Origin of the sequence: Dysgonomonas termitidis, assembly GCF_042654545.1 — a bacterium.
Taxonomy (GTDB): Bacteria; Bacteroidota; Bacteroidia; order Bacteroidales; family Dysgonomonadaceae; genus Dysgonomonas; species Dysgonomonas termitidis.
The window spans coordinates 35608-48035 of record NZ_JBHSGN010000026.1; the positions used below are offsets into that span (position 1 = coordinate 35608).

Below are 12428 nucleotides of genomic sequence, written 5' to 3' on the forward strand. Positions count from 1 at the left end.
TAATCGTAAATTGGTTTTGTATTTAAGCTTATTAGTACACATGATAAAAAAGTCAACGAATATCTTATCGAAATTAAATCGAAAGTCATTCACAAAGAAACGAATTTTTTCGAAATAAAATAATAATAAGTGTTATTTTTAATAAATGATTTCTTTTTTATATTATAATTCCTTGAATAAGTTTGGATAGTCTGAGATGATTCCGTCAACACCCATGTCCTTCAATTGTTTAATTTCGCTAATTGTATTTACTGTCCATGGCAAAACTTTTACATTTATTGAATGGCAATACTGAATCATTTCATCGGTGACCATTGTGTATTCCGGGCTGTAAGTATGAGGAATGAAGCCTAGTGTCTTAAATTGTTGTTTTACGCTTTCCTTATCCTTCTTGCTGACAAGCAAAGAAGTCTTTATGTCCGGATATTTATTGTGTATAATCTGTAGGGCTCTCATGTCGAAAGATTGTACAACTGTTCTGTTTCGGATACCATTGTCTGTAATTGTTTTTATGGCGAGGTTTACAAATTCTTCCACAGGCGGATGGTTGATGTAATCTCCTTTTTGAGATGATTTTATCTCTATGTTGTAAAGCATTGATTTTCCTTTTCTACGAGCGTGCTCTTCCGAAGCTATTATTAGGTCTGAAAGTAAAGGTTTAGATGCAGCAATGCTTTTCTTTTGAGGAAAATCAGGGTTGTTTTTTACACCGACATCATATTTTCGTATGCTGTCGTATGTCATGGTGTATAAGAGCCGTTTCTTTGCTTCCGAGGCTGTTAAGAATTTACCTTCAGGGGTGGTTGTTATTTTGTCGTTGAAGTATGGATCATGTGATACGATTACTTTTTTGTCTTTAGATATTTGAAGGTCGAGCTCTAGTGTTACGACATCTCTGTCTATAGCGTCTATCATGGCAGGTATTGTGTTTTCAGGCATAAGACCTCTTCCTCCTCTGTGAGCCTCTGTGTCGAAGATCGATTGGGGCTTGGTGCTGTTCGCTATATTTTCCCTTGTTTTGCAGCCTAAAAGAAGTGCAGAACAGGCTGCAGCTAGAAATATCTTCTTCATGTTATTTGCTTTGGTGTTTAATCTGATATGATTCAAAATGTCTTTTCTATATAATTACCTGTAAAAATAATAAAATTTCAAATCAAAACATAAATATTTCGAATTAAATGAATTATATTTCAAATGTATTAAGAATACCCTTTGGTATGGTTGTTTATTTTGCTTTTCGGTTAAATGTTTGTTATTTTGTATGAAAATATCTAATGTTATGAATTTGAAGCTGTCCGTGTTGAATATACTTTTTATATTGCCTATGTTGCTTTGGGCTTAAATATCTCAAGAAACATGGGTTAGGGTTAATTTTGTAAAAAGTGAATATATGATTCCGATGAGGGATGGAGTTCATTTATACACTGCTGTGTATGCTCCTGTGGATAGAGGAGAGAAGCATCCGTTTCTTCTAACCCGCACTCCTTATTCATGTAAGCCTTATGGAGTTCCATTTTTTAAGGAGGCTTTGTGGGATAGTTATCTATATGAATATCTGAAAGAAGAATACATTTATGTTGTTCAAGATGTGAGGGGTGAATGGAAGAGTGAAGGAGAATTTGAAAATGTTCGGCCTTTTATTGCTCAAAAACAAAATAATAGAGATATAGATGAGGCTAGTGATGCATACGATACTGTCGAATGGCTTGTGAAAATATATCTAATAATAATGGTCGTGTAGGTGTTTTTGGTGTATCTTACCCCGGATTTAATTTGGGCTGATAATTTATATCGTCTTCGGGCAATGTTAGGAATAGTCCGTCTGTTTCTTCTATACAATAGCTGGCTATTCTTTTCAGAATCATATTTTCTTTAATACACTCTTCGGCAGATTCCATATCTGTAACTGCATAACGGGCTCCACTATGCAATAGCCCATGATTACGTCTGGTAGCTCCGGGGGCTATATCATATCGTTCTATTAATAGTGTGTGAATCCCCTTCGGGAGCAATCACAGGCAACACCGGCTCCTGTAGCTCCTCCACCGATAATAATAATTACGTCAAATGGATCTGAAAGGTTTGTTAATCCCATACTGCTTATTTTAATAAATGTATTATGATGCAAAATAACGAACATTTCGAAATATACCGAAATAAAAATGAACCTTTTGTGTTGTTTTTCTTTTGTTTGGTTAAAAAATAAGGATATATAAAAGTGCTGCTAACACACTTCCGCAAATAGGAGCTATGACGGGAAGCCATGCGTATCCCCAGTTGCTGTCTCTTTTGCCTTTGATGGGTAATATGGCATGCGCTATTCTTGGACCCAAGTCTCGGGCGGGGTTTATAGCATATCCTGTTGTTCCTCCTAGCGACATACCGATGGCGACGATAAGTAAAGCCACGGGTAAAGGGCCTGCTATTTCAGCCCCGGCAGCCATCAATACGCCAAAAACTAAAATGAATGTTCCTATTATTTCACTTGCTAAATTAGAAATGAGAGATTTTATGGCAGGAGCAGTACAAAATACTCCTAGTTTCGCGTTCGGGTTTTCTTCTTCATCGAAGTGAGGTTTGTACATGAGATAAATTAAACACGCTCCAACTATAGCTCCAAGCATTTGTGCTATAATATAACCTAATATACTTCCTTTAAATTTTCCGGCTACGGCTAAACCTATAGTCAGGGCAGGATTGAGGTGTCCACCTGAATAAGGTGAGGATATGTAGGCAGCCACAAAAACAGCCAGTCCCCATCCGAATGCTATGACTACCCATCCCGAATTGTTTCCTAGTGTTTTTTTTAGAGACACATTGGCGCATACGCCGGCTCCAAAGAGTATAAGAATAGCTGTTCCAATGAATTCGAATAAAATATCTTGTCCCATAATATTAGTGTTGGTTAATTTGTGAATCCTTTATTTTGCCCATGATCGTGAGCGATAAACGGCATCTGCCCATTTTCTTTTTGCCAATTGCATATCTACTGCTTTGTCTGGGGTAAATTGTGTTTCGATGTGCCATTGCTGTTTTATTTCATTTACATCTGCCCAGTATCCGACAGCCAGACCTGCCAGGTATGCAGCTCCTAGTGCTGTGGTTTCTGTTGTTTGAGGGCGTATCACAGATTGTCCTAATACATTGGACTGAAACTGCATCAATAGATTATTATTAGCTGCACCACCGTCTACTCTCAGTTCTTTTAGTCCTACTCCGGCATCAAGGATCATAGCATTGATAACGTCCATAGTTTGGTAGGCTATGCCTTCCAGTGCAGCCCGGGCTATATGCGCAGAAGTTGTGCCTCTGGATATACCGACAATAGTTCCGCGTGCATACTGATCCCAATATGGAGCTCCTAATCCTGTGAGTGCCGGAATAAAATATACATCGCCACTATCTGGTACCTGCATTGCAAGTTGTTCTATTTCGGAAGAAGAGTTTATAATTTTCAACCCGTCTCTGAGCCACTGTACTATAGCTCCTCCCACGAAGATACTGCCTTCCAAGGCATAGGTTGTTTTTCTATCTAACCGCCAGCCTATAGTTGTTATCAGATTGTTTTTAGAAAATACAGGCTGCTCTCCTGTATTCATTAGAATGAAACAACCAGTTCCATAGGTGTTTTTTACCATACCCGGTTCTACACACATTTGTCCGAAAAGAGCTGCCTGCTGGTCGCCTGCAATTCCTGCAATCGGAACTTTCGATGCAAATATTGTTGTTTTGGTGTGTCCATATATTTCGCTTGAATCACATACTTTTGGTAACATGTTTCGAGGGATGTCGAATAGCTTCAGCAAATCTTCGTCCCACTCAAGTGTACTTATGTTGAAGAGCATTGTTCGCGAAGCATTTGAGACATCTGTAGCATGTACCTCTCCTCTTGTGAGTTGCCAGATAATCCAAGAATCTACTGTCCCGAATGCTAACTCGCATTTCTCTGCTTTGGCTCTGGCTCCCTCTACATTGTCCAATATCCATTTTATCTTGGTTGCACTAAAATATGCATCAATAATGAGTCCGGTTCTTTCTTTTATGTAGGGAAGCAGTCCTTCGTTTTTTAGCTTGTCGCAATAGTCGGAGGTTCGTCTGTCTTGCCATACGATGGCATTATAAATGGGCTCTCCCGTGTTCCTATCCCAAACGATGGTTGTTTCTCGTTGGTTAGTTATACCGATGGCAGCTATATTTTTCCCATTGATGTTTATTTTTGTGATGGCCTCGGCGGCTACTGCTGCTTGAGAAGACCATATTTCGTGAGGATTGTGCTCTACCCACCCACTTTGGGGAAATATCTGAGTAAACTCCTTTTGGGCAACAGAGCATATCTCTCCTTTTTTGTTAAAAACAATGGCTCTGGAGCTTGTAGTTCCTGCATCAAATGATAAAATATACTGTTCCATGGTTGTGATAGGTTTTAGTTGTTTTGTTGTTGAGGTTTATAAGGTACAAGCAAATAGTTCTGAGCAAGAGTGATAAATCCTTCTGTTTGTTCCTTTTCCCATTCTTCGCTTTTTCCCATTTCTTTGGCCATTATTGCTGCTACTTTTGGTGTCATGTCAATCGCTGCTCTTGCATCGAGGAATAGAGCCCTGAGCCTTCTTGCTAATACATCCTCTACAGTTAGAGCCATTTCTTCTCGTACAGCCCATACTACTTCCGAGGCTGTGTAGTCACATCTTTCATGCAGTTTTTCTGCTAATTGCGGCAGGTCTTGTTCCAGCTTTTTAATTTTTTCGAAATCACTTCCGTATACGTAGTTAAAATTGGATCTGTCAACATTTTCTTTGTAACCATGTATACGCAATAGTCTGGTTTTGCATTCTTTTTTTGAAAGATTTCCTATTTCAATGGCTTTGTTTACTACGTCTTCTGCCATATCCCGGTATGTAGTCCATTTTCCTCCGGTGATGGTGATAAGCCCACTTTCTGATATAACTACTTTGTGACTGCGAGATATTTCTTTTGTCTTTTGTCCGTCTGCACCTTTTTTAGGTGCGGCTAAAGGTCTTAAGCCGGCGAAAACAGAAAGGATGTCTTCTCGTTTTGGTTGTTTGGCAAGATACTGTCCTGCGGTTTTTAGTATAAATTCAATCTCTTCTTTCAAAGCCTGTGGTTCAAGTACGAACTCTTTTAAGGGAGTATCTGTGGTTCCTAATACTACTTTTCCGTGCCATGGAACGCCAAACATTACTCGCCCATCGCTTGTCTTAGGTATCATTATAGCTGTATCTCCCCCCAGAAAAGAATTGTCGACAACAAGATGAACTCCCTGGCTTGGGCGGACGATATTGTCTTTTTCGGCAGAATCCATCTTCATGAGGTCGTCCACAAATATACCGGTAGCGTTAATAACGACTTTTGCTTTCAGAGTATAGTTTTCTTTTCCTATCTCGTCGAAAACAGTTACACCGGATATGTCGCCTTTATCGTTTTTTGTAAGGTTGGTTACTTTGACATAGTTGGCGAGAGTGGCTCCTTGTTCTGCCGCTGTTTGCAAAAGATTTATAGCCATACGGGAGTCGTCGAACTGGCCATCATGATACACTACTCCGCCTCTTAGCTTGTTTCCTTCGATTTGAGGAATTTCTTTTATTACCGACTTTTTGCTCATAGGTAGGGATCTGCCCAAACCGCGTTTTCCGGCAAGGATGTCATATATAGTAAGCCCTATTGTATAGAATGGTTTTTCCCACCACTTGTAATTACCTATTATGAAGCGTTGGTCTTTTACTAAATGTGGTGCATTCTTTCTCATCAAGCCTCTTTCACGAAGAGCCTCTATGACCAGCCCTACACCTCCTTGTGCCAAATAACGCACCCCACCATGGACAAGCTTTGTGCTGCGGCTAGAAGTGGCTTTCGTGAAGTCCGCTTGTTCTAAAAGTACAACTTTGAAGCCCCGGGAAGCGGCGTCGACTGCTGCACCAAGTCCTGTAGCTCCCCCTCCTACTATTGCTATATCCCATACGATAGAAGGGTTTGCTATTTGCTTTATATGATTATCTCTTTTCATCTTATTGGGTTTTTTATATATATACAAAGATAATTAGTGATATGAAATAAAAAAACAAAATCGAAACTTATTTGATATTATCAACAACTTTATTGCTGTTTTTCGAATGGTTTTTTATTTAATATGAAGTTAAACGAAATAAAGTTGTTTCGTTTATGATTTTTTGATTGTTTTTATATTTAAAGGTGGAAACATAGAGCTGATATATGTAAGCTGTTTAGTGTTTACGTGTTTTGTTCCTAAATCGTGATAAAAGAAGTTTTTAGATAGTTGAATGTTTTATTAATGCTTTTTTAGTTGTTTCGAAGAGTAATTCTTTTGTATCATTTCTAGTGGTTGATTAAAAAAAATGTATCTTTATCCTCGAAAGATAGAAATGTTGTTAAATAGAAATTAATATATAAAACAAGAGTATCTGTATAATTCATTATAATTACGGATTAATTATCGTATGGGAAATATCGCAAAACGGCATAAATTAATATTAGAGCAGTTAAAGAAAGACGGGTATGTAAAAGTACAGGAACTTAGCGAGCTAATGCAGGTTTCGGAAGTTACAATTCGTAAAGATTTAAAGTATCTGGAAAGTAAAAAGCTATTGTATCGCAATCATGGAAGTGCGAGTAGCCTGAGCTCGATAATTTCTGATAAGCATATAGATATAAAAGAAAAAATGTATATGGAAGAGAAAGCTCAGATAGCGAAAGCTGCAAATGGGCTTTTAGAAGCAAATGATAAGATTATTATAGCATCGGGTACTACTCTTCTTGCATTTGCTAACGAAATAAATGTAAATGAAAATATCACAGTTATTACATCCTCGGTTAAGGTGTCCTTGGCTCTATGCTATAATACTAATATAGAGGTGATTCAATTAGGTGGTATTATGCGCAAGAATTCTGTGTCTGTGATAGGGTTTTATGCACAGAATATATTGGAAAGTCTTTCTTGCAATAAGTTGTTTCTGGGGGTAGATGGAATTGATCTTGATTATGGATTGACTACGAGCGATATGAGCGAGGCTCGTATCAATCAACAAATGATTGACGCTTCCCAAAAGATAATAATTATGACAGATTCGTCTAAATTTGGAAAAAGAGGTTTCTGTAAGATTTGCGATTTTGATAAAGTTCATCATATTATTACCGACAGAAATGCTCCGTCTCATATTATAGATGCTATTCGCGAGCGTAATATAGAAGTTACTCTTGTATAAGAATAATATATTATGCACTGGTTATCAATATGATGTTATTAAATTTTATTAATCCGCTGCTATTTCGTATCTTTATTAGGTATAATCGTTCACTTTTAATTGAACTTTGGTAGAATTGACTGCGATACATTGAATGAATATTACGAAAACTTAGGCCCCCAAAAAATTGGGGAAGGGTATTATACCCATCTAAATACAGGAAGCAACAACTACGGAAGGCAGACATCCTGCTGCTCAATCGAAGGGAAAGCCCTGTTCCCTAATCTGTCAGCCCGTCCAGCTTACCAACTGCTTCACGCTTATTCTTATCTATGACTTTGGCATATATCTGTGTCGTCTTCATATCGGCATGTCCCAATAATTTACTTACTGTCTCGATAGGTACATCCAGGGACAGCAAAAGGGTGGCGTTTGTGTGCCTTACCCGCGTGGAATGTCACGTGCTTCTTTATCCCTGTCGCCAATACCCAGCTTTTAAGGGCCTGGTTCGTAAAGCCGCTGGAAGACAATGGGTAGATAATATCTTCTCCCATAGCAGTCCCCCTCTCCGGCAGGAATTTTAAAGCTTCATCTAATATATAGATAAACTTTTTCGAAAAGATTAAATTTCATTTGCCTTGTTTATAAATAAAAAAGAACCGATAAAAACCGGTTCCTTTTATATAAACTAATCTTCTTTGTTTACTCTTTTTCTTTATACCATTTATACAGGCTTCCGTCTACAAACTGGAAATACCATTCATTTTTGAATTTGTCTTTGTACATGATAGTCTGGTTGTTATTATCTTTCTGTTCAACCACAGTGTATTTATCGCCCATCAATGTCACAATTTGCTGAGGGGTCATGCCCAACTGGACTTGTTTGAGCTGAGTGTTGTAAGCAGTCCCGCATGCTGTAAGCATTGCCGCTGTAAATAAAACGAAAAGGAATTTTTTCATAATCGATATAGTTTGTATTTATTTTACTTGATAAACAACCATTAACGGATATAAGTTCACCGAAACTTTTTCAGATACAAAATTACACTAAAAACCGATAGGCCGGTTGTTTTTTCAATTAAGTTAAAAACGGAATTATAAAGGATTTATTGTTAAAGTTCTCTGGCAACTGCTAAGGAATTTGTCAACAGACTTGAAAATAATTATCTATATAGTTAGAGCTGATAGCCTTTAGCTGTTAGCTGATAGCTCTTTGAAGTATTGAAGGAGCCCCCTAAATTGGCTCCGCCGAACGTTGTTTCCCCAAGGGGGACTTACAGAGAGGGAAAAAAGTAACAGATAAAAAATAGTGGGAAAAGTGTAACTTTTGTAACTTTTTGGATATAGTTACGAGTTTGCCTCGCCTTCGCTTCGGCGAATGTTATTTCTGCGCCCTACGGGCAGTTACAAATTATGAGTAGACAAGATACGAGATACGAGTTGTTAACTGCTGACTGTTTACTGTTTACTGTTAACTGAAATAAGTGTTACCTTTGTTACCTTTTAACTATATATAGTTAACGGATGCAAAAATAACAAGATGAAAACAATGAAAAAACTGTCAGATGTGTCAGGTTTTAACATTATATGGTTAATAAATATATATTCGGCCTATAGTTACAACTGCTAATTTTCGTATTTGCTAATTTAATTGGCACACCGGCATATTAGATAATTAGCACATTAATTTTACCTTTGTATCATACATAAAAACAGTGTCGATTAAATGATTCCATTTCTATACAATGTAGCGCAGGCATATTACAAATCTTACGGGCAGGAGATAAGCCGTTATACGTTTGTATTTCCTAACCGCAGGGCAGGGATATTTTTTCAGCACTATTTGTCCCAAATTGCAGGGCGTCCGATTTTTTCGCCCGAAATCCTGACCGTTACGGATCTTTTCGAAAAACTGAGTCCGTATAAAAAAGCCGACCGGATCGAGATGCTTTTCTTATTATATGATATTTATATACGGGTAAGCTCCTCTACCGAGACTTTCGATGAATTCCTCTATTGGGGTGAAATGCTGTTGAATGACTTCGACGATGTAGATAAATATCTGGTAGACGCACAGCAACTATTTCGTAATATACATGACCTGAAAGAGATTGATGCCGGATTCGATTATCTTACCGAAAGCCAGATAGAAGCTATCCGCCGCTTTTGGTCGAACTTTCTGCCAATCGGGGAGAATGATAAGAAAAAGGACTTTTTGGAGATGTGGGAGGTACTTTTCCAATTGTACACCTCTTTGCGCGAGCAGCTCCATAGCAGGGGAATGGCCTATGAAGGAATGATTTTCCGTGATGTGACCGAACGTTTAGCGAATGATACAGATTATAAGCTACCCTTCGAAAAAGTGATTTTTGTCGGACTGAACGGGCATAGTAAATCGGAAGAAACACTTTTGAAGTATTTGCATAAAGGTAAAATTGCCGATTTCTACTGGGACTATTCCTCCCCTTTGGTCCGTGACCCGCAAAACAAAGCCTCATTCTTTATAGACAGGAATAAGATGCTTTTCCCTACACAGCTGACTTTAGAGTCCGAAGAATTAAGCATGGATCTGCCCGTAGTTGAGGTGATAGGCATTCCATCGGCTGTAGGGCAGGCTAAATACGTACATTCCATCATCAGGTCACTGATGGATGAAAAAAAGATCACTTCGTCTACTCAAGCTATGAACACAGCTTTGGTGTTGCCTGACGAAAACCTGTTGCTTCCGGCATTATATTCCATCCCCGGAGAAATAGATAAGATCAATGTAACAATGGGCTACAACCTCGGTAATAGTTCTATTTCGGGATTGATGGAGCATGTGTTTGAATTGCAGCGTAATATACGCAGGTCGGAAAATTATACAGGCTTTTATTACAAGCCGGTACTGGCGATACTCAATCATCGTTATATAACCAATGTGGCAAGTGACGAAGCCAAAGCGTTACGGACAAATATTATCCAATATAATAAAACAACGGTTTCATCTCAGGACTTACAGGGTCATTCCTTATTTCAGCTCATTTTCAGGCCGGTGTTCAACTGGCAGGATATACCCGGTTATTTACAGTCGGTACTGTCGGCATTAAACAGGACATTATCCGTGAATGAGAAAAACGAAGGAAAAGAAGAGGATATAAATACACGTTCCATCGACATAGAATGCGAGTTTATTGTAGAGTATTATAAAACGATAAACAAGATGGACGAAGCTCTTAAAAACGTTTCGCCCGAAATGTCGGTAGATACTTACTTCAAACTGTTGCGAAGGCTGATAGCCGGCATTAGCGTTCCTTTCAGGGGGGAACCCCTGTCGGGATTGCAGATAATGGGCGTATTGGAAACACGTGCCCTCGATTTCGACAACCTTATTATCCTGTCGATGAATGAAGGTATATTTCCATTGAAGAAAGCAGCCAGTTCGTTCATTCCATATAATTTGCGTAAAGGTTTTGACCTGCCTACATACGAGCATCAGGACAGTATCTTTTCCTATCACTTTTACAGGATGATCAACCGGGCAAAGCGTATTTATCTGCTTTACGATACCCGTACCGAAGGCTTGCAGACAGGCGAAGTCAGCCGCTACTATAACCAGATAAAGCATTTATATAACGACTCATTCGATATCCGCGAGAAACTCGCTGTATATAAAGTATCGTCTACCGAAAGCCTTGCTATTTCCATACAGAAAACGCCCCAGATAATGGAAAAGATGAATGTCTTCCTGCAAGGCGGGGATAAACGATTATCAGCCAGCTCTATCAACACATACCTGAATTGCCCGTTACAATTCTATTTTTCTGTAGTGGAAAATATGGAGGAAGAGGACGAGATAGCGGAAACGGTCGAAGCCAGTACATTCGGTACCATATTTCACTCTATAATGGAATGGTTGTACGAGCCGTTTAAAAGTAAAATGGTAACAGCCGATTTACTTCACAACATCAGCAAAAACAATAAATTGCTGACGGAAATGATAGAACGGTCGTTTGCCGGGAACTATTTTAAGAGCGAGAAAGTAAAACGGCTGACAGGTCAGAACTACCTGACAGGAGAAGTTTTACGCAAATATATCAGGCAGGTACTGGCTACAGATGCCAAGCTTACGCCATTTATCTATATCGACTCTGAGGAACGCATAAGGAAAGACTATCTTTTGCCCTCTGGTAAGGTAGTTTCGCTGAAAGGTATTATCGACCGTGTGGACGAGGTAAAAGGTCATACCCGTATTATCGACTATAAGACAGGAAAAGGAGTGCTGCGCTATAAGAAAATGGAGGATTTGTTCGATAAGGAAATGAAAGACCGCCCTAAAGCTGTAATGCAGGTCTTTATGTATTCGCATCTATATCTGCTCGACCATCCGGACAAGATACTGGAGCCGGGCATTTATTACTTACGAAATCTTTTCGATACCAAGTTCGATCCTGATGTAATCAGTAAATCGGGCAGGGGAGACGGGCGTATTACGGACTTTTCGGAATACAGGGCGGAGTTTACAGAATATTTTGATGCTTGCCTCGAAGAAATATTCGATCCGCAGGTACCGTTTAGCCAGACACCGACAGGTGAGGCTTGTAAATGGTGTATATTTACGAATATATGCAAGAAATAGGATTATAAGTGCTCCTTTTATATTGGTATTTTCTCTTCCAGGACAGAGTTTCCCGATTTATCATAATAAGTACAGGTTTTAGCAAGTATGTCTACTGTCCATTTGTCTATTCCTGTTTCTGCCGAATCCCTGCAAAAAGTCAAGTAATCGGTTTTTCCTTGCTGATGGGCTTTTAGGTGATATTTAAAATTATCGCTATCTGCTTCAGGAGAAATATGCAAATCGGTATACCCGGCATTCGATACAATGGAATAATCTTCTTTTCCGATATATTCAGCATGCCCGTCACGCACATAAATGGTATATCTTAAAACTCCAAGGGATAATAACTCTTTGGTATATTGCGGAAAATCAGTCCCGCTTTTCACTTTTGCATGAGCTTCCTTTATTTGGGTTAATGTAAACATATATCCGGTTTTATTGATTGGATATGGATAGAACAATAATTTGGAGTGTAAAGTTTTATTGGAAGAAAAACAACCAGATTTTTAACCGTATTATCAGTTGAATGATAGGTTGAATTGTTGAACGATTTTATTGAGGATTGGAAGAGGATTATGGAATTTATTCATAGTTTCACTCTATTTAATAAA

At 38.6% G+C, this 12428-nt stretch carries 9 protein-coding genes and 2 pseudogenes; 3 read left to right on the forward strand and 8 right to left on the reverse strand.

What is annotated here, in order from left to right; all coding sequences use genetic code 11:
• Positions 1–162: 162 nt before the first annotated feature.
• The gene (locus ACFO6W_RS03750; RefSeq protein ID WP_379994014.1) at positions 163–1071 is read right to left on the reverse strand and encodes a glycerophosphodiester phosphodiesterase family protein; all 909 of its coding nucleotides are present in this window, start codon (positions 1069–1071) and stop codon (positions 163–165) included.
• Between the two features lie 319 nt (positions 1072–1390).
• On the opposite strand from ACFO6W_RS03750, the gene ACFO6W_RS03755 reads away from it, so the two are divergent.
• A complete protein-coding gene (locus tag ACFO6W_RS03755) occupies positions 1391–1741 on the forward strand; it encodes a CocE/NonD family hydrolase (RefSeq protein ID WP_379994015.1) in 351 nt (116 codons plus the stop codon).
• Between the two features lie 37 nt (positions 1742–1778).
• On the opposite strand, the pseudogene ACFO6W_RS03760 reads toward ACFO6W_RS03755, so the two are convergent.
• The 4 genes and pseudogenes from ACFO6W_RS03760 to ACFO6W_RS03775 all read right to left on the reverse strand — a co-directional run.
• A pseudogene (locus tag ACFO6W_RS03760) lies at positions 1779–2095 on the reverse strand (FAD-dependent oxidoreductase); the annotation flags it as partial.
• 100 nt (positions 2096–2195) lie between these two features.
• Positions 2196–2891 carry an MIP/aquaporin family protein gene (locus ACFO6W_RS03765; RefSeq protein WP_379994016.1) on the reverse strand — a complete coding sequence of 232 codons (696 nt, stop codon included), beginning with the start codon at positions 2889–2891 and terminating at the stop codon, positions 2196–2198.
• 30 nt (positions 2892–2921) lie between these two features.
• A complete protein-coding gene (gene glpK, locus ACFO6W_RS03770; RefSeq protein WP_379994017.1) occupies positions 2922–4409 on the reverse strand; it encodes a glycerol kinase GlpK in 1488 nt (495 codons plus the stop codon).
• 14 nt (positions 4410–4423) lie between these two features.
• Entirely contained in the window at positions 4424–6022 is a 1599-nt protein-coding gene (locus ACFO6W_RS03775; RefSeq protein WP_379994019.1) for a glycerol-3-phosphate dehydrogenase/oxidase, read from the reverse strand.
• Positions 6023–6473: 451 nt separating this feature from the next.
• Here ACFO6W_RS03775 and ACFO6W_RS03780 point away from each other — a divergent pair, with 451 nt between their 5' ends.
• Positions 6474–7238 (forward strand): DeoR/GlpR family DNA-binding transcription regulator, encoded by a 765-nt coding sequence (locus tag ACFO6W_RS03780; RefSeq protein WP_379994020.1) that lies wholly within the window; start codon positions 6474–6476, stop codon positions 7236–7238.
• A 259-nt stretch (positions 7239–7497) separates the two neighbouring features.
• Here the strand turns inward: ACFO6W_RS03780 and ACFO6W_RS03785 are convergent.
• Positions 7498–7659: pseudogene (locus tag ACFO6W_RS03785) on the reverse strand (tyrosine-type recombinase/integrase); the annotation flags it as partial.
• Between the two features lie 260 nt (positions 7660–7919).
• The gene (locus ACFO6W_RS03790; protein WP_379994021.1) at positions 7920–8177 is read right to left on the reverse strand and encodes a hypothetical protein; all 258 of its coding nucleotides are present in this window, start codon (positions 8175–8177) and stop codon (positions 7920–7922) included.
• Between the two features lie 766 nt (positions 8178–8943).
• Here ACFO6W_RS03790 and ACFO6W_RS03795 point away from each other — a divergent pair.
• The gene (locus tag ACFO6W_RS03795; RefSeq protein WP_379994022.1) at positions 8944–11835 is read left to right on the forward strand and encodes a PD-(D/E)XK nuclease family protein; all 2892 of its coding nucleotides are present in this window, start codon (positions 8944–8946) and stop codon (positions 11833–11835) included.
• A gap of 17 nt (positions 11836–11852) precedes the next feature.
• Here the strand turns inward: ACFO6W_RS03795 and ACFO6W_RS03800 are convergent, their stop codons facing one another.
• Complete coding sequence (locus ACFO6W_RS03800) at positions 11853–12242, reverse strand: DUF1398 domain-containing protein (protein WP_379994023.1); 390 nt, start codon at positions 12240–12242, stop codon at positions 11853–11855.
• Between the last annotated feature and the right edge of the window lie 186 nt (positions 12243–12428).